General features: G+C 58.1%; 14 protein-coding genes and 4 pseudogenes. 9 read left to right on the forward strand and 9 right to left on the reverse strand.

Annotation, left to right across the window (positions count from 1 at the left end):
- Positions 1–112: 112 nt before the first annotated feature.
- The gene (locus HGP16_RS29695; protein WP_168843542.1) at positions 113–826 is read right to left on the reverse strand and encodes an IS6 family transposase; all 714 of its coding nucleotides are present in this window, start codon (positions 824–826) and stop codon (positions 113–115) included.
- A 53-nt stretch (positions 827–879) separates the two neighbouring features.
- Here HGP16_RS29695 and HGP16_RS29700 point away from each other — a divergent pair.
- The 5 genes and pseudogenes from HGP16_RS29700 to HGP16_RS34820 form a co-directional block, all read left to right on the forward strand.
- Positions 880–1,170, forward strand: a pseudogene (locus tag HGP16_RS29700) (proline/glycine betaine ABC transporter ATP-binding protein); the annotation flags it as partial.
- 25 nt (positions 1,171–1,195) lie between these two features.
- Positions 1,196–2,437 carry a DUF3422 domain-containing protein gene (locus tag HGP16_RS29705; protein ID WP_168843543.1) on the forward strand — a complete coding sequence of 414 codons (1,242 nt, stop codon included), beginning with the start codon at positions 1,196–1,198 and terminating at the stop codon, positions 2,435–2,437.
- Between the two features lie 30 nt (positions 2,438–2,467).
- On the forward strand, positions 2,468–4,453 hold the full coding sequence (locus HGP16_RS29710; RefSeq protein WP_168843544.1) for an FAD-dependent oxidoreductase: 1,986 nt from the start codon (positions 2,468–2,470) through the stop codon (positions 4,451–4,453).
- A 1-nt stretch (position 4,454) separates the two neighbouring features.
- Positions 4,455–5,468, forward strand: a complete 1,014-nt coding sequence (locus tag HGP16_RS29715) for an Ldh family oxidoreductase (protein WP_168843596.1) — start codon at positions 4,455–4,457, stop codon at positions 5,466–5,468.
- A gap of 107 nt (positions 5,469–5,575) precedes the next feature.
- A pseudogene (locus HGP16_RS34820) lies at positions 5,576–5,662 on the forward strand (Mu transposase domain-containing protein); the annotation flags it as partial.
- Positions 5,663–5,709: 47 nt separating this feature from the next.
- On the opposite strand, the pseudogene HGP16_RS29720 reads toward HGP16_RS34820, so the two are convergent.
- Both HGP16_RS29720 and HGP16_RS29730 read right to left on the reverse strand, forming a co-directional pair.
- A pseudogene (locus HGP16_RS29720) lies at positions 5,710–5,844 on the reverse strand (IS30 family transposase); the annotation flags it as partial.
- Between the two features lie 181 nt (positions 5,845–6,025).
- Positions 6,026–6,916 carry a LysR family transcriptional regulator gene (locus HGP16_RS29730; protein ID WP_168843545.1) on the reverse strand — a complete coding sequence of 297 codons (891 nt, stop codon included), beginning with the start codon at positions 6,914–6,916 and terminating at the stop codon, positions 6,026–6,028.
- Between the two features lie 218 nt (positions 6,917–7,134).
- Between HGP16_RS29730 and dctA the strand changes: the two genes are divergently transcribed.
- Together dctA and HGP16_RS29740 are read left to right on the forward strand one after the other, a co-directional pair.
- On the forward strand, positions 7,135–8,442 hold the full coding sequence (gene dctA / locus HGP16_RS29735) for a C4-dicarboxylate transporter DctA (RefSeq protein WP_168843546.1): 1,308 nt from the start codon (positions 7,135–7,137) through the stop codon (positions 8,440–8,442).
- Between the two features lie 38 nt (positions 8,443–8,480).
- A complete protein-coding gene (locus HGP16_RS29740; protein WP_168843547.1) occupies positions 8,481–9,644 on the forward strand; it encodes a mandelate racemase/muconate lactonizing enzyme family protein in 1,164 nt (387 codons plus the stop codon).
- 703 nt (positions 9,645–10,347) lie between these two features.
- Here HGP16_RS29740 and HGP16_RS34825 read toward each other — a convergent pair.
- From HGP16_RS34825 to HGP16_RS29750, 3 genes and pseudogenes are all read right to left on the reverse strand, one after another.
- A complete protein-coding gene (locus tag HGP16_RS34825) occupies positions 10,348–10,623 on the reverse strand; it encodes a hypothetical protein (RefSeq protein WP_409526870.1) in 276 nt (91 codons plus the stop codon).
- 37 nt (positions 10,624–10,660) lie between these two features.
- Positions 10,661–11,101: pseudogene (locus HGP16_RS34830) on the reverse strand (LLM class flavin-dependent oxidoreductase); the annotation flags it as partial.
- A gap of 21 nt (positions 11,102–11,122) precedes the next feature.
- Positions 11,123–12,043: an aldo/keto reductase gene (locus HGP16_RS29750; protein WP_168843548.1), complete on the reverse strand. Its 921-nt coding sequence runs from the start codon at positions 12,041–12,043 to the stop codon at positions 11,123–11,125.
- Positions 12,044–12,236: 193 nt separating this feature from the next.
- Here HGP16_RS29750 and HGP16_RS29755 point away from each other — a divergent pair, with 193 nt between their 5' ends.
- Positions 12,237–13,145 (forward strand): AraC family transcriptional regulator, encoded by a 909-nt coding sequence (locus HGP16_RS29755; RefSeq protein ID WP_168843549.1) that lies wholly within the window; start codon positions 12,237–12,239, stop codon positions 13,143–13,145.
- A 360-nt stretch (positions 13,146–13,505) separates the two neighbouring features.
- Positions 13,506–14,300 (forward strand): MBL fold metallo-hydrolase, encoded by a 795-nt coding sequence (locus HGP16_RS29760; RefSeq protein ID WP_246705635.1) that lies wholly within the window; start codon positions 13,506–13,508, stop codon positions 14,298–14,300.
- Positions 14,301–14,676: 376 nt separating this feature from the next.
- On the opposite strand, the gene HGP16_RS29765 is transcribed toward HGP16_RS29760, so the two are convergent.
- The 3 genes from HGP16_RS29765 to HGP16_RS29775 form a co-directional block, all read right to left on the reverse strand.
- The gene (locus HGP16_RS29765) at positions 14,677–15,282 is read right to left on the reverse strand and encodes a TetR/AcrR family transcriptional regulator (RefSeq protein ID WP_168843551.1); all 606 of its coding nucleotides are present in this window, start codon (positions 15,280–15,282) and stop codon (positions 14,677–14,679) included.
- Between the two features lie 36 nt (positions 15,283–15,318).
- Positions 15,319–16,419 carry an NmrA/HSCARG family protein gene (locus HGP16_RS29770; protein WP_168843552.1) on the reverse strand — a complete coding sequence of 367 codons (1,101 nt, stop codon included), beginning with the start codon at positions 16,417–16,419 and terminating at the stop codon, positions 15,319–15,321.
- Positions 16,420–16,485: 66 nt separating this feature from the next.
- Positions 16,486–17,070 carry a glutathione S-transferase family protein gene (locus HGP16_RS29775; RefSeq protein ID WP_168843553.1) on the reverse strand — a complete coding sequence of 195 codons (585 nt, stop codon included), beginning with the start codon at positions 17,068–17,070 and terminating at the stop codon, positions 16,486–16,488.
- Positions 17,071–17,086 lie beyond the last annotated feature (16 nt).

A 17,086-nucleotide genomic window follows, 5' to 3' on the forward strand; every position in this document is an offset into this window, starting at 1 on the left:
TCGTGGCTAAAGCGGCATAATGGCTATTGAGGGAGATATGTGTTTCCGGTGCACCAGAGGGTGGCGTCGCCTTAATGGAAGCCAGGATCTGAAGGGTGGTGCTGTCGGCTTTTCAGGCGTCAACCGACAATGCGATTTCACGCCAGGTGGCGATGGCGATGGTGCGGAGTTGGCGATGATCGGTGGCAGAGAGATGTTTCCGATGAAGCTGAAAGAGGTTGGCGACCTGACCATGGACCGAGACGAAACGTTGACATTGTCGCGCTGACTTAAAGCACATCATTCGCCGCTCTCTTCGGCGCACAGCCAGATGAGAATTTTCGGCACGGTTGTTCAATCCCTTGTGCGATCGATGCTCTACGCCCGGCATCAACTCGGCCTTCGCGGCGGAATACGAACGCAGCTTGTCAGTCACCAGCACCCGCGGGGTGGTACCCTGGTTCTTGAGCAGCTTGCGCATCAGACGCAACGCTGCTGCCTTGTTCCTTCTGCTTTGCAGCAGGGTATCGAGGACATAACCGTTTGCATCGACGGCGCGCCACAGCCAGTATTTCTTTCCCTTGATCGTCACCACCATCTCATCGAGCTGCCACTTGTCGGCAAAGTGGCCTCGTGAGCGGCGCCGGAGCTGATGAGCGAACTTTAAGCCGAATTTCGCCGCCCATTCCGCGACGGTCTGAAACGTGACGGTGATGCCGCGCTCAGCCAACAGATCTTCGACGTCGCGCAGGCTCAGCGGGAACCGATAATACAGCCACACCGCATGGGCAATGATCTCAGCAGGAAACCGGTGGCGTCTGAAGTGGGCATGTGGGGCTTCGGTCATGACAGCCCGATTATCAAGTCGATTCAAACCAGCCGGTTAAGGCGACGCCACCCTATATCGCCAACTTCGTCAAGGAGGTCAATCGCGGCAGGGTCATCCATGTCGAAGCCGTCATGACGCCGCTGCACTCTGGTGCGACGCTGGTTGGGCTGGCAATTGTGGCGGGAACGACGGTTGAAGAGGCCGTCCGGATGCTGGCATCTGCACCGGAAGGTGATGCTCGAGTGATTTCGCCGTCAGGAGAAATTTTGGGACTCGTCACCTTCCGTCAACTTGCGGGCGCGATGGTCAATTCAAAAGATGCCTCGGACCGAAACCCGAGTTCGTTAGCGGCGGCACTTTAACACCGCAAGAGAGGAGCTCCCCAATATGCCCCTCGGCGCCGAACATCCATCGCGCAGGGAACTCCATCAGGAGCTCCACGCAAGACCTTCACTCTACTTCGATGGCGACACCGACGTTTGGCACGTCGCCATCGTTTCGGAGAATGCAGCTCCGCATATCCCATCGGAACTGCTGGAACTCGATGATGTTGCAGTCACGGCTCAGGGAAGCCACGGCATAGGAAAATGTGGCGACGGCCGGCTGAAATGGGAGGCGAATACCGAGTTTGTGACGTTGACCTACGTCTCGCCGGCATCGATCGACCTGCCGACCGCAATGCCGAAGTCGTTTTACGACTGCGTTCGCTTCGTAGAAGGCAAGGTGATCGCTGCCGTGCGCGTCCTAGTGCGGGACGAAAAGGAGGCACCGCGCCCAAAACCCGGGGTCGACTATGTCGCATCGAAAGTGGGGGGCGGCGACGCGGAAGTCTATTCGAGCTTTCGTCTCGATGAGGGCGGATTCGTCGAATTTCGCGTCTATAACCGCAACCTCAATGCCTACCGCACCGGTCGCATGGTGAGGCGGCTGCTGGAAATTGAAACCTACCGGATGATGGCGCTGCTCGGCATGCCGGTGGCGCGCGAGACGGTCAAGCGACTTTCGGATTTTGACAGGCGTCTCACCGTTCTGATCGAGCACATGCAGAGGGAAGTAAAGGTAGACAAGACGCTCCTGTCGGAAGTGACGAAACTATCTTCCGACGTCTTGAAGCTGACGGCAAAGGCAAAACAGCGCTTCGGAGCCACAAAGGCCTACGCCGAAATTGTCGCAAGCAGAATGATTGAGCTGCGCGAAGAACGAGTGGAAGAAAGACAGCGCATCTGTACTTTTATCGACCGACGCTTTCAGCCCGCTGTTCGCTTCGTGCACGCAACGGAGCGGCGCCTTTCCGAAGTGGGCGAGCGTGTCAGCCTTGCAGGTGACCTCCTTAGGACCACCGTTCAGGTACAGCTTGAAGACCAAAACGCCTCACTCCTCAGTTCGATGGAAGAGCGTGCGCGCGTGCAAGTTCACATACAGCAAGCCGTCGAGGGCTTCTCGGTCATCGCGATCACCTACTACGCCATCAGCCTGACAAAGGTGTGCCTGGAGGCCGCCGGCGAACTTGGCTTCGATGTCCATCTGGCAAAGGCGGGCCTCCTCTTTACCGTTCCCCTGGCAGTCTTCGCGATCTGGGCGGGCATTCGGCATGTCCGAAAGGGCATCGCAGCGCACAGCGCATCGTAATTATCGATACTCACCTCGGCAGCAAACACCATGTCAAGCAAGTTTCCTCGCCTGTTCACGCCTCTAAAGATCGGGTCCCACACCCTTCGAAACCGAATTGTCTTCGGTGCGCACACATCAAACCTTGCCTTGGAGGGTTTGCCGACCGAACGCCATGCGGCTTATTATGCCGAACGGGCGATCGGCGGCGCTGCCATGATTGTCGTCGAGCCGATGCCAGTGCATGCGTCCGCGGTCCTGACGCATCACAACTTCCGCCATTCGGACGACGCCGTCATACCGCATTTCGCAAAGGTCGTCCGGGCGATCAAAGATAACGGCGCCGTTGCCATCCAGCAGCTCTATCACGTCGGCGCGCATGGCGACTCCGATAACTCCTTCCATCCTCATTGGTCGCCTTCCGGCTTGCCGAGCTATCACGATAGCGACGGCTCACATCCGATGACTGAAAAGGAGATATGGGAAACCATCGATGGCTTCGTTCAGGCTGCACGGCGATGTCGCGAGGCGGGCTTTAATGGAGTGGAGGTCTGGGCGGCCTATCTCGGGATGATCGATCAGTTCTGGACGCCCTGGAGCAACCGCCGGGACGACCAATGGGGAGGGTCGCTGGAAAATCGCACACGGATGTCTCGGGAAATACTCTCCAGAATCCGTGAGACCTGCGGAGCTAACTTCATTATCGGCATCGCCGTCAGCGACGAGCCTGACGTCAAGGCTGCCCTCTCGCGCGAGGAGCTTGCCGAGATCATCAAACTCCATGACGAGCTCGGTCTGATAGACTACGTCACCTGCGGTTCGGGTGGCTATCTCGACTTCTACAAGCTGATGCCGACCTTCATCTATCCTGAAAAGCTTGGGGCCGATCTGGCATCGACTCTGAAAAAGGTGGTGAAGAAAGCCGTCGTCACCGCAGAAAGCCACATCCGAACACCTGAGAATGCAGAGACGGTGCTTGGAGAGGGCGCCTGCGACCTTGTTTCGATTGTGCGCGGGCAGATCGCCGATCCTCATTTGGCACGGAAAGCGGGAGAAGGCCGCTCCGAAGACATTCGTGGCTGCATTTCGTGCAACCAGATGTGCTGGGGCCGCCGATCACGTGACTACTGGATAAGCTGTCTGATCAATCCCTCCGCCGGCCGCGAGTCCGAATGGAACGGTGATCGCTTCACAAAAACGGACGCCCCCAAAAGGGTTCTTGTCATCGGCGGAGGCCCGGCTGGGCTGGAGGCGGCCAGAGTGGCCGCAGAGCGAGGCCATAAAGTCGTACTCGCCGAAGCATCAAGCCGTCTGGGCGGCAACTTCCTGCTGGCGGGGCTTCAGCCGCGAAGGGCGCAGATACTTGATCTCCTGGCTTGGTACGAGCGCCAGCTCGAAAGCCTCCGCGTCGAAGTCCGGCTTAACACCTACGTGGAGCCAGAGGAGATCAATGCGGCCGAGCTAGATGTGGTCGTTGTGGCTACCGGATCCTATTCGCCGGAAACCGGCTTCCAGAAGGCGCTGCCGACCGTAGAGGCCTTGCCCGGTATCGAGAAGGGCGGCGCCTTTACCGTAGAAGGCGTGATGGCAAAACAAATCAGACCCGGAAAACACGTGCTTCTTCTCGACGAAGGCGGCGGCTGGCGGGGGTGCGGCACGGCATGGAAGCTAGCCGAAGAAGGTCATCGGGTCACCATCGTCACCCCGGATCCCTTTGTCGGCAAAGAGCTTCAGCGAACGGCAGCCGACGTTCCTATGCGGCAGGCGCTACGCAAACTCGGCGTCCAGTGGATCGTCGAATCGAGCGTGGTCGAGTGGGATGGGAACGGCGCAACGCTCGTGGATCACAACACCGGGGAACATCGCTTTATCGAGGCGGATACGCTGGTCATGGCGACGACAAATCTTCCCGCGGATTGGCTGATGCCGGGTCTGTCGGCTTTGGGTGTCACCATTCGGCAGATCGGTGATTGCTCCGCGCCGCGCCAAGCTCCCTACGCATTTTACGAAGGTCGAAAGACAGGATTGGAGATTTGATATGGCAGAAGAGGTCGTGCTCGGCAAGCCGGAGGCCGAAGAGCTCGCAATGCGCGCGTGCCTGGCTGCCGGCGCCAACCGTCCAAGCGCTCGCTCTCTCGTAGACGCCACATTGTCTGCCGCGGCTTTTGGTCCCGCGACACTGGGATTTCCGCATTTCGTCGATTACCTCAATGGCTTCGCCGAAGGCCGGATCAAGGGCGACCCTCAACCAAGCCTCGAACAGAGTCTCCCCGCATTCATGGTTTCGGATGCCGACGGCGGGATTGCCCAGCTCGGCTTCGACCTTGCCTTTGCGGAGCTGGTTGAAACCACCCGCAGCTTAGGCGTCGCGGTGTTTACGCAGACCAACAGCTACACCGCAGGAGAGCTCGGATACTACGTTCGAAGGCTGGCCGGGGAAGGTCTTATCGGGCTTGCGGCAACAAACGCGAACGCAATGGTGGCAGCCACGCCCGGCGGTGCAGCCGTCTACAGCACGAACCCAATGGCATTCGGTTTTCCGCTCGGAGATCAGACGTCGCCGTTGATCATCGACCAAGCTTCCAGCGCAACGGCCTTCGTCAACATTGTTCAAGCGGCCGAACAGGGCCAGCCAATCCCGGAGGGCTGGGCTGTCGACCAAAACGGTGAGTCGACACAAGACCCCAAGAAGGCACTAACTGGGGCGTTGCTGCCATTCGGCGGCCGCAAGGGAGGAAACGTCGCATTGTTCGTGGAGATGCTCTCCGCGGGACTATCCGGAGGGCCTTGGTCGCTGGACACTCCTGACTTCAGATCGGGCAATGCGTCCCCCGCTGTCGGTCTGAGCCTAATTGCGATCATGCCGGGTCTCGGAGACGAGCGCATTCGGCGCGCCCACGCTCAAACCGTTCGTCTTCACGATCACGGCGTCTTCATTCCCGGTGTCACCGGAATTCCTTTCCCGCCTTCCCCCACGACGGAGCTTAAAATTCCGCGCAGCGTTTTTGAATCCATCAGTCAATTTGCGGCACTGCAGACAAAGCGCAAATAGGCGAAAATAAGTCGGAACTTCCTGGCCAATACTTCCGCGCAAATTGTCGCGAACCATCATACCTAATGGCGCGCAAACGCACTATTTAGATCGATACACAACTGGCACCGTTCAAACCCGTTCTGAAGCTGGAGCGCCGGGTGTCCCGAGAGGGTATGGTCAGCGTTGGCGGCAACACCTATAGTGTTCCGGATGGAGAAGCTAACCCAAGTGCATCATGCCTGTTTAGCCGGATAGGGGATCACCTATCCTCTTGCAAATGCGCCATAAACACCTCGGTCGGTGTCCTGTATCCGAGACATTTGCGTGGTTGATCGTTGATATGGCGCGTGAGGTGGAGAAGGTCGCGTTGCGACACAACTGCCAGATCTGTGGTCACAATCCTCGCAATAGAGTCCACCCAACCGTCCAACAGCGAGCTCGACGCGGCCCAAACGCTTGTGGCCGCGCCCTGTTGTGGCGTTTTGAAACCATTTTCCGGATCGATGACGGCCCAAGATTGGTCATGATCTGCCCCGGACGCAGTGAGAAGGCCCAGCATCACGATCAGTTTATTTCTAAACGAGCTCCCAAAACGCCTCCGCAATAGCGGTCATCCGCTTTCGAGGGCGGATAAGAACGATCTTCACGCTAACGGCCCATTCATCCGACGCAGCCTTCGTCAGCCGGCCTTTTGGCCCCAGTTCGTCCGCAGCAAGGCTTTCGGGTATCCAGGCCACTCCCTTCCCATCGACTGCCAACGCTTTTAGCACCATCGCAAGATGGGACGTAAAGACAGTTTTGAGATGAAGCTCGCCGAGTCTGGACGACAGGTTCGAGGCAAGGATACGCCCCATGCCGGACTTCTCCTCGAATGCAATCTCGGCAACCGGAGCCTCCTGCGTACCGGGCAGATGATGAAGCGCACCACCTTTCCCATCCTTGCCGCAGACGGGAATCAGCCGATCTGTCGACAGCTCGACATGTTTGAAGTCCGCCGCGTCCAGGCGAATTTTGCTGTTCTCGTGGTAATGGCACAGGAGAAACTGGGCACGCCCCTCCAGCATGATCTTCTCGCATTCGTTCATATTGTCGGACAACAGTCGAACAGGCATGGTCGAGGTGACATGCCCGAGGCCTTGTATCCAGCCTGGGAAGAACACGAATGACAGCGCGTGGGTCGCGGCGAAGGTCACTGTCGAAGAATCCGCCCGTGTACGATCCAGGTCTTGCCTCACCCGTTCCAGTCGGTTGGCAACATCGTTGGCCGCATCCAGCACGATTTCTCCCGCTGCCGTCAGCTTCAGGCGGTGCGTGGATCGATCTACCAATTCCAACCCGCACCATTCTTCCAGGGCTCGAATACGACGGCCAAACGCTGGCTGCGTGACGTTGCGATTTTCGGCCGCACGGGAAAAATTCAGTGTTTCGGCCAGAGCCTGAAGGTCGGCCAGCCAAACAGTCTCCATCCTATCATACCTCGGTGAGCCATGCCGCCACCGCACCGAGATACATCCAGTTCCCCCACGAAATCAAGATGAATGCTGGCGCCCGCGAGCAATGTTCAGTTTTCGCCATGCCAAAACGGCACCAATAGAGCCCGTATCGGCATTGGACGAGGAGCCTCCCTTATCCTTATGACATGACCTTGTGCGGAGGAACGCATCTAAACAGGGAGGATAGACCAATGGCTAGACGTCTGTTGAGTCAGCTTTACATACAGGTGTTGATCGGCATCGGGGTCGGTATCATCCTCGGGCTTTTTACCCCCGATATCGCCACGAAATTGCAGCCTTTGGCCGACGGCTTCATCAAACTGATCAAGATGCTGCTTGCGCCGGTCATCTTCGGCACTGTCGTCCTCGGCATCGCCAAGATGGGCGACATCAAGGAGGTCGGAAAGATCGGCGCACGGTCTCTGATTTACTTCGAGGTCGTTTCGACGATCGCGCTCGTCATCGGGCTGATCGTCGTCAACATCATGCAGCCCGGCGTCGGCATGAACATCGACGCTAGCAAGATCGACGCCAGCACGATCTCAACTTACCAGCAGACCGCCCAGCAACAGGGCGGCGTCATCGAGTTCTTCATGAACGTGATCCCAACGACGATGGTCGATGCATTTGCCAAGGGCGCGATCCTTCAGGTCATCCTGATCGCCGTGCTGATGGGCTGCGCACTTGTCCAGCTCGGCAAGAAAGCCAATCCCGTCATCGACGTCTTCGACTCTCTTCTCCAGGCTCTGTTCCGGATCGTCGGCATGATCATGCGCCTGGCGCCGATCGGCGCCGGTGCAGGCGTAGCCTATACGATCGGGAAATACGGCGTCGGCTCGCTCTGGGCTCTCGGGCACCTGATGTTGGGCGTCTACCTGACGTCGGCGCTGTTCGTGATCGTTGTCCTCGGATCGATCGCCCGTTGGTCGGGGTTTCCGTTGCTGCATTTCTTCCGGTACTTCAAGGACGAAATCTTGATCGTTCTTGCGACCTGTTCGACGGAAGCCGTACTGCCGCGCATGATGGCGAAGCTGGAGAAGCTCGGCTGCAAGAAATCCGTCGTCGGACTGGTGCTGCCGACCGGATACACATTCAACGCCGACGGCACCAGCATCTACCTGACGATGGCCGCCGTCTTCGTCGCCCAGGCGACCAACACGCCGCTCGGGATCGAAGGCCAGCTTGTCATCCTGGGCGTTCTGCTGCTGACCTCGAAGGGGTCGGCAGGCGTCGCGGGAGCGGGTTTCGTCACCCTCGCGGCAACTCTCTCCAGCTTCCATGCCATTCCGGTCGCCGGTCTCGTCCTGCTGCTTGGCGTCGACCGTTTCATGAACGAGGCCCGCGCCGTTGTAAACCTGATCGGCAACGGCATCGCCACCATCGCAATCGCAAAATGGGAAGGCGCTCTCGACCAGGAGACGGTCGCCACTGTCATCGCCGAGCAGCGTGGCGAACGTCCCCGAAGCATCACCGCATCACCCGCCGAACTGGCGCCCTGATAACAAACAAATCGAACAAGTACCGAACGGAGAATGCTATGCGTATCCTTGATGTTTGCGAAGTTACGAAGCCAATCGCTTCGCCCATCCGTAACGCCTACATCGACTTCAGCAAAATGACGGCCAGCCTGGTTGCCGTCGTCACCGACGTCGTCCGGGACGGTCGCCGTGTTGTCGGCTACGGCTTCAACTCGAACGGTCGTTATGGCCAGGGCGGCTTGATCCGTGAGCGCTTCAAGGACCGCATCCTCGAAGCCTCCCCGGAAAGCCTGATGAACGACGCGGGCACCAATCTCGATCCGCACAAAATCTGGGCGACGATGATGATGAACGAGAAGCCTGGCGGGCATGGTGAGCGGTCGGTCGCCGTCGGCACCCTCGACATGGCGATCTGGGATGCGGCTGCCAAGATCGAGGGCAAGCCGCTCTTTCGCATGCTGGCCGACATGAAGGGACGTGCGGCCAATCCGAAGGTCTTCGTCTATGCGGCTGGCGGTTACTATTATCCGGGTAAGGACAACAGTGCGCTTCGCAAAGAGATGCGCAGCTATCTCGACCGTGGCTACAATGTCGTGAAAATGAAAATCGGCGGGGCGTCAATCGATGAAGATCGTGGTCGTATCGAAGCTGTCCTCGAAGAAATCGGGTCGCAGGCACGACTAGCAGTGGATGCCAACGGCCGTTTCGATCTTGAGACCGGCATCGCTTATGCCAAGATGCTGCGGGACTACCCCCTCTTCTGGTACGAGGAAATCGGCGATCCGCTAGACTACGCTCTGCAGGCGGCGATTTCCGAGTTCTACGACGCCCCTATGGCAACCGGCGAGAACCTTTTCTCCCACCAAGATGCCCGCAACCTGCTCCGCTACGGCGGTATGCGAGCCGATCGCGACTATCTGCAGTTTGACTGCGCCTTGTCCTACGGCCTCGTGGAATACCTTCGGACTCTCGATGTCCTGCGCCAATTCGGCTGGTCACCATCACGCTGCATTCCGCATGGCGGCCACCAGATGTCCCTCAACATTGCGGCAGGGCTCGGTCTCGGAGGCAATGAAAGCTATCCGGACCTGTTCCAACCCTATGGCGGCTTCCCGGATGGCGTAACGGTCATCGACGGACACATCACCATGCCGGAGCTCCCGGGCATCGGCTTCGAGGGCAAATCCGACCTTATCAAGGTCATGCGCGAACTCGCCGAGTAAGATCAACGAAGCGGGCGAAGAACTTTCACCCGCTTCAACTCACACTTTATGAATGCCCGCTAACACCTGCCCGCTGAAATCCCTGGACGCTGTTGTAGCACTGGAGAAATATCTTGATTAGGCGATGTCATGTCTGGATGTATATGGATCTCGCCCGATTGCAACGGGTTGGCGAGATCGGGATGTTAGGTCACGACTGCTGACGTATATTCGGCTTCTCGATGCAGCGCGAATACCGTCGCTGCGAGCCTCGATGGGTTTTCGCACGCTCCCCCCTAAATGGCGCCGAGACATTGGCCGAAGCCATGTCGATCCAGACATCAGGTTTGAGAAGCGACGGGAGTGACCGTTTTCCATCTTCTGCCATTTGCTGCAATTGTCAGGCGTATAATCTCGAATGAGCGCACGCGCGCTTCGTGATCGTGAATGATGCCGGCAACGATCAATTCGTCGGGTTGATGCAATGTTGACGATCTCGCGAAGTCGTTTTTCGACTGTTTGAGGAGATCCGATCGCCGAGAACGACAGCATGTCCTCGACCTTTGCCTTCACCGCGGCGGGAATAGTTGCATCTGCGTTCCGTTCGGGTGACGGGATTTCCGCTAACTGACCCATCAGGGCCCGCGAAAAGTACAGCAGGTGCGACGACCGCAGGTGAGCGGCTTCCTCGTCCGTTTCGGCTCCCACACATTCGTCGCCAGCATCAGATGCGGCTTTCGCAGCTGTTTGGAAGGGCGGAACTGACTGCGATAGGTGTGAATCGCCTGGTCGAGCAACGCGGGTGGAAGTGCGACGCGAAGCTGTAAGGCAATCCGAGATGGGCTGCGAGTTGTGCGCCATAGAGGCTCGATCCGAGAATCCAGACCGGCACATGGGTGCCTTCCGCGGTTATCGCGCGGACGGACCGCCTCTCCCCGGCATCGGCGAAATAGCCGATCAGTTCCTGCACATCCTGCGGAAAATTGCCGTCCGTTGTCATGTGGCGACGAAGCGCGCGCCGTCGCGACATCCGAACCAGACGCGCGTCCGAAGCCCAGGTCGATGCGATCAGTGCAGATGGTCGTAAGCGTGCCGAACTGTTCGGCAACGACTAGCGGAGCATGGTTCGGAAGCATGATGCCACCGGCGCCGACACGAATGGTGCTGGTTCGCGCCGCGACTTGACCGATGAGGACCGCGGTTGCCGCCGTCGCGACTGCCGACATATTGTGATGTTCGGCAATCCAGAAGCAGTGATATCCGGAGGCCTCCGCGGCCTTCGCCAGCTCGAACGTGTTCGCGATCGCGTCGGCGCCGTCGTTCCTTCGGACACCGGAGAAGTGTCCACGACTGAAAAATATTGCATTGCGCCTCCGTTCATCGGTCACAGCGTGGCTTCCGCAGGCGGTTCGTTCTCGGACTTTCCTGCTGCAGCGGGTGATGGATGGCCCACCCCGGAAACCCGCGGCGGTGCTCATTGTTGACGGTTAAGGCGCAGATCACCCCAGCTTGGTGGGATCGACACCAGGCCATGCGACACCGTCGCCCCGATCCATGGTCGCGATCAGCGCCATGTCCGCGTCATCGATGGCAAATCCGAAGAGATCGAGATTCTGACGCAGCCGATCCGCGTTGAGGCTCTTGGGCAGAACGGCATAACCCTTCTGCACACCCCACCTCAGCAGCACTTGCGCTTCGCTAACGCCATATTTCTTCGCCATGGCCTTGAACGGCGAGGCTTCGTCGGCGCTGTCGGCCTTCATCTGGTCGGTCTTGGAGCTATCCTGCCCTTCGCGCCAGGTCGAAAGTGGGACGAGCGAGCTGTAAGCGATCGTCGCGATGCCGTTTTTAGCAAGATAGGAGACAAGTGCCGGCTTTTGCGACCAGGGATGCAGTTCGATCTGGTCGGCGTCCGGCAAGGGCAAGTCTGCCGCCCTGATCTCTTCGAGATGGGTTTCGAGGTAGTTGCTGACGCCGATGGCGCGAACCTTGCCCTGGGCCTTCAGGTCGACCAGAGCCTTCCATTGATTGAGCCGCTCGTCGCCTCCGGAGGGAGCGTGAATCAGATAAAGATCGATATAGTCGTGGCCCAAAGCTGCAAGGCTGGCTTCGAACGCGGCGATCGTGCCGTCATAGGTCTTCGGCGGATCGCCCCAGGCCGCATTCCCCGGCCAGACCTTGGTCGTTACGAAAAGATCCGCGCGGGAGATGCCCGTCGCCGCCATGCCGGCCTTGACACCCTCGCCGACACCCGCCTCGTTGTGGTAGCCTTCTGCCGTGTCGATATGGCGATATCCGGCGATGATGGCTGACTCCACAGCGCCATCCGCTTCGTCCGGCTTGATGAGGAAGGTGCCAAAGCCGACCGTCGGCAGCTCGATATTATCGCCAAGCTGCAGTGCCTGTTGAACGTCGCTCATGTGATGTCTCCTGCTTGATCGCCCGTCATTTGTGGCACGGGCGTCGTTTAATCATGTCAGGAAGCTAGTTGCGAGCGCTGCAGATCGCTTGCCTCATTTTTCGAAAGATTTGCCTGATCTTCCAAACTTATCGAATTTTGTGTGAATTAGGTCTTTCGTCCTGTTAGAGTTTCGGTGGCGATCGGAGTGGAAGATGAAAATCGAGGACCTTGTCCCGTTGGCGGAGCGCCTCGCCATTTTGGCAAATGAAACCTGGCGCTGCGCCTCGCTCGTGAATGACAGCGAAAACAGTGATCTCCCCGGCCTGGTGGTTGTGCGCAAGACACATCCCAGCCAGGTCGAGGCGTCCATTTACAACCCGGTGCTTGGTCTGGTTCTGCAGGGATCGGCAGAGGTTTCCGCTGGCGCCCAGTCCGTGTCTTTCACACCGGGGGATCTGCTGTTGGTCAGCCATGAATTGCCGGTCGCAACCCGAATCCGCCATGCCTCGCTTCTCGCCCCCTATCTCGCTGTGTTTGTGTCAATCGATCTGGGCATTATTCGCAGCCTTGCCGAACAGGCGGGCGACAGCGAAGTGGAAAACAAGAATGCACGGTCTCTGGAGATGAGCACCGCCGAGCCGGCGCTTATAGACGCGTTGGGCCGCTATCTTTCGTTGTCGGGAAGCTCTGTTGAAGCGGACGTGCTCATCCCACTCATTCGTCGGGAGGTCCATTTTCGGATGTTGGTAGCTCCTCACGGCGGGATGCTGCGCAACCTCCTTTCTCCGGGTGGCAATGCCAGTAAGATTGCCGGTGCGATCAAGATCATCCGCGCGAACTTTCGAAAACCGTTGGCATTAGGAGAGCTTGCGAGCGCAGTGGGGATGAGCCAGTCATCCTTTCACGCCCATTTCAAATCGATCACTGGGGCAACCCCGCTTCAATACCAGAAAGACCTGCGCATGATCGAGGCAAGGCGGATTTTATCCGAGGGTAGCCACACCGTCGCTGCGGCAGCGTTCATCGTCGGTTATGAAAGCGCCAGCCAATTTAGCCGCGAATACGCCCGTAAATTTGGCGCATCGCCCAGACACGATCTGGGGCAGATGGATACAAGTTGAGTAGGAACTCCGGCTGCATTATCCGTCACAGCGCGCTGACTTCAGAGAGAGTGCAACGTGCTCGTTGAGGATTCTCGACGATTGGATTGAGCGCCGACATCGTTCAGCGCTCACCCTTCGCAAAGGGACGCCCCGGCTGGAGGGTCTCCACTCCGGGACGGGCCGGGTGCGACATTGATCACATAACGTGTTGCAGGGTGCCAGAACGTCCTCAGGTGTTGTCGGACCTGAAGCAACAGCGGAAAATGTCGTCGCCGGGAAGCCAGATGCACCAGGCTGTCGGACTATTCAATCTGGATGCTGGAATACGCATGGGTGCCTGACGCACCGACGAGTTCGCTGGTTTATGGTCGACATAACATGGGGAATGAGAAGCTTCCCTATTGCTACACGCTTCTAAGGGGCAACGGCCAGACTATTCTCCTTGACTGTGGTCTCAACAATGCATCGCATGGAAAAGAGTTCGTGGAGCGGTTCAACGTCCAGAACTGGTTTCCCCCGCGCGAGGTGCTGGCCGAAGTCGGTTGCACGCCGGAAGAAATCGACCACGTCATCCTGACCCACGCGCATTTCGATCACATGGGTGGGCTGGAGCTCTTCCCCAAAGCGACATTCTATATCCAGCAGCAAGAACTAGTCTCTTGGGTCTCGATCATGGCACTCCATCGGCGTTTTCGCTGGCTACTGACTGCGACCGACACCGGCGACATGCTGCAGGCTGTTCAGCTTGCACGAGAAGGTCGAATGCGCGGCCTGGACGGCGATGTCGATAATCTGTTCCCAGGTATCGATCTTAGGGTCGCTCGTGACACACATACTGCAGCGTCTCAGTACATCGTCATCCGAAACGACGGGAAGGCGCAAAGCGACGACGTATTCGTCTATACGGGTGACCTCCTATACCGCCACGACAATATGCATGGCGGTAACCCCAACGATCCGGTCTACGTGCCGGTTGGGCTCGCTTTCGGGAGCCAGACCAACCTTGTCTTCGCTACCCACGAAATCATGAAGACCGCGGGCTTCGATATTCGCCGCATCCTCACTCCGCATGAGCCGGCGATGACCAATATATACCCAAGCCGAACGACGGAAAACGGGCACTACATCGTCGAGGTCGCTCTCGGCGAGGGCCAGAAATCCGTTGTCAATTAGCCTCCCAAGGCGCCGAATCTGCGGGGATGGTCATTCAAGTGCCTCCCCGCAGATGCTATTTGCGGATGACCAGTTGTCTCTCGACTCGCCAAGCGATTAAACAGACATTGCCCCGCTGGCCCAAAGCCCTGGTCCTCAAGCGTGAGCATGACAGTGGCGACCGGGAAGACCATCCTCAGGACAGAATACAGGCGGCTCGTAGGAGAGAGAGGCTGAACGTGAGTTTGCCGGCTGCATGCGCGGTTTTCAGTCGCCAGCATAGGAGCAACCCCTGTCTCGGCGCCGTGCTGTGGCGGGGTCCGAGGCGGATGCACTTGCGGCCTTGCAGTTTGATAATGAGCATAGACGAGGATTTCCCTAGCCGTTCCCGGATGGGCTAATGTTCGATCCTTAGGGCGCGCAACACAAACGCGGTTTGCAAACGCAGTGCGCTACCGGCTTTCTGATTACCCTGCAAACGCTGCTCGACAAGGACCGGATGGATGAATGACATCATGGCTTCGACGACGGCCTGAGCAGTGCCTGCTCGATCCAACACTATTCTAGAGGAATTTGGTACGTCCCTAAGGATGTGCTCAACCGCTTCTCTTAACCTCTGAACATACTGGCGCGTTTCGGGCCAGTCCTCCAGATGGGCGGCTACGGAGAGCGCATGGACGTTTGGCGCGTGCGTGGCATCGTCCCGCACGCGCTTGTGGAGGTGTTCAAGAAGGGTCACCAGCTTAGCAGACGGTAGACTGAACGTTTCCGAGATCGCAAGCGCGGCTGACAGGGACTGATTAGCCTGCCGTGCATAGACGCCTCGATCAATCGCGGCCCTGGTGGGGAAAAATCGATAGACGTTGGCGCGGCTCATACCCAGCTTTTCGGCAATATCCTCGACATTCGTCTTCTTCCGCCCGATACGGCGGATAAGCGCTTCGGCCTGGTCAAGAATAAGATCTATGGTCTCACGTTCGTCAATTTTTTCCACCTCTTTCATCCGATGTACCCTCTTCCTGTAGGGATCGCAGGTGGATCAGAGGCCGCCAAGGCGACCTCGCTGTCGGTCTTCGCTGCTTTTGAGAACCGAAAAGCTGTCCTTCAGCGCTTCCGGCTGAAGCTTCTCCCAGAGGGACAATGTGTTGTTGAGACGCGCGAGATCCTCATGTCGCTTCAGCCACTCCTCCGCAGATTTCAGCCTGTTTGGATGGATTTCATCGAGCAGTTGGTAATCGCGCGTGACGACATCGTGCTTCCACATGTTCCAGAATCCGGTGAAATTTTGCCGGAAACTCATCGTGCTTCTGTCGGCGGGATCCGCGCTGTAGCCGGCCGGCCGGTCTGCCGCGTTCTTGAGAGGCCCACTAAAATACTGATCAATGTCGGTGTCGATATAGCGTGCTGGATGTCCCGTCACACGCTCGAATGCGGCGGCGAGTTCGTCGTATCGCACATGCTCGATGGCAACCTCAAGGTCCATTCCGACAGACCGCTGAGGGTTGTCGAAAAGCCAACGGACGTAATATGCGCAATCTTCCAGCGAGACATGGACGACTGCTCCCTGCCCAAGTGGCACCCTCCAGGTCACCACGCCATCCTCGATCCTCGGTGTCATTGGCGTAAAGGTCGAGAACGCCATCTCCATGTAGGGACCGGTGGTAAAAATCGCGGCGCCCATTTTGTCGGCATTGAACCTGTTTTGCGACAGGATCCATTCGGCGACGCGGCCCTTGCCATCATAGTGGCCGGTGCGGAAGCGGGAATCGTATCCTGACTTTTTCAGGACATAGTCCAGGTTCCCGTAGACGAAGTACTTTATCCCCTCCTCGACCGCGATCTCATACGTCCTCATTGCGAGGAAGGTTTCTGTCTTCTCACCAGTATTGAACCCGTCGATGTTCACAAATGCCCCATCGCACGTGCGAAAGGCGGCTCGAAGAAGCGCCTCGTCCGCGAATGACCCCTCAAGCAGGGTTACGTTGCCCAAGGCCTGTAGCTGTTGCGCCCGTTCCGACGCCTCATCTCGCGTGAGCGCAAAGACTTTATACCTCCCATCCGCAACCAGCCCACGCACGACAGACATGCCTTGCGCTCCCGTGGCACCGATAACAAAAATTCTCTTGATGTCAGATGACATGGATAGCTCCTCCAAATGGTCGATGGAAAAAGGCGATAGACTTGCGCCGTATGCGGGTTCTGGCCGTCATGCCGAGCGCGAAAGGTTTGAAGACGCCATGAGTGCTCTTTGAAACGCCGGGCGCGCCTCCGCGCGTTCGATGTAGCGGTGAAGATTTGGGTTTTCCTCGAGCACGTCAGCCCCCCGCAGCCCCCGCAGTACCGTCACCATTAAGAGGTCGCCGGCACTGAACGCACCGTCGAGCCAATCTTTTTCACCAAGGAGCACCGACAGTTCATGGAGCCGCTGTTGCAAATACCCGATGCTGCCGGAGGAGACAGAAGGCTCAATTGTGTTCAGCGCCGCGAACATCCACATGGCCGCTCGCGACCGGCCGTTGCGATCCAACGGAAGGAGGCCGGGATATTCCTGGGCGATGTGATGAACGATTGCACCTGACTCGAACAGCACCAGATCCCCGTCCTCATAGGTCGGCATTTGTCCAAAGGGATGAAGCGCGCGATATTCAGGCCGCCGCATTTCGGAGAACGTCAGCAATCGCAATTGATAAGATTGCCCAACCTCCTCAAGTGCCCATCGCACGCGGATATCGCGATGCAAACCGCGCCCGCCGTCCGGCGGATTTTTGAAGACTGATACGATCGGTGACATGTCGCTCCTGGCATTG

Source organism: Rhizobium sp. P40RR-XXII (assembly GCF_012641405.1).
Classification (GTDB): Bacteria; Pseudomonadota; Alphaproteobacteria; order Rhizobiales; family Rhizobiaceae; genus Rhizobium.

Coding starts and splice junctions, on each gene's coding strand:
- HGP16_RS29695 (WP_168843542.1), bottom strand. CDS start 826: ATGACCGAAGCCCCACATGCCCACTTCAGACGCCACCGGTTTCCTGCT.
- HGP16_RS29705 (WP_168843543.1), top strand. CDS start 1,196: ATGCCCCTCGGCGCCGAACATCCATCGCGCAGGGAACTCCATCAGGAG.
- HGP16_RS29710 (WP_168843544.1), top strand. CDS start 2,468: ATGTCAAGCAAGTTTCCTCGCCTGTTCACGCCTCTAAAGATCGGGTCC.
- HGP16_RS29715 (WP_168843596.1), top strand. CDS start 4,455: ATGGCAGAAGAGGTCGTGCTCGGCAAGCCGGAGGCCGAAGAGCTCGCA.
- HGP16_RS29730 (WP_168843545.1), bottom strand. CDS start 6,916: ATGGAGACTGTTTGGCTGGCCGACCTTCAGGCTCTGGCCGAAACACTG.
- dctA (WP_168843546.1), top strand. CDS start 7,135: ATGGCTAGACGTCTGTTGAGTCAGCTTTACATACAGGTGTTGATCGGC.
- HGP16_RS29740 (WP_168843547.1), top strand. CDS start 8,481: ATGCGTATCCTTGATGTTTGCGAAGTTACGAAGCCAATCGCTTCGCCC.
- HGP16_RS34825 (WP_409526870.1), bottom strand. CDS start 10,623: ATGACAACGGACGGCAATTTTCCGCAGGATGTGCAGGAACTGATCGGC.
- HGP16_RS29750 (WP_168843548.1), bottom strand. CDS start 12,043: ATGAGCGACGTTCAACAGGCACTGCAGCTTGGCGATAATATCGAGCTG.
- HGP16_RS29755 (WP_168843549.1), top strand. CDS start 12,237: ATGAAAATCGAGGACCTTGTCCCGTTGGCGGAGCGCCTCGCCATTTTG.
- HGP16_RS29760 (WP_246705635.1), top strand. CDS start 13,506: ATGGGGAATGAGAAGCTTCCCTATTGCTACACGCTTCTAAGGGGCAAC.
- HGP16_RS29765 (WP_168843551.1), bottom strand. CDS start 15,282: ATGAAAGAGGTGGAAAAAATTGACGAACGTGAGACCATAGATCTTATT.
- HGP16_RS29770 (WP_168843552.1), bottom strand. CDS start 16,419: ATGTCATCTGACATCAAGAGAATTTTTGTTATCGGTGCCACGGGAGCG.
- HGP16_RS29775 (WP_168843553.1), bottom strand. CDS start 17,070: ATGTCACCGATCGTATCAGTCTTCAAAAATCCGCCGGACGGCGGGCGC.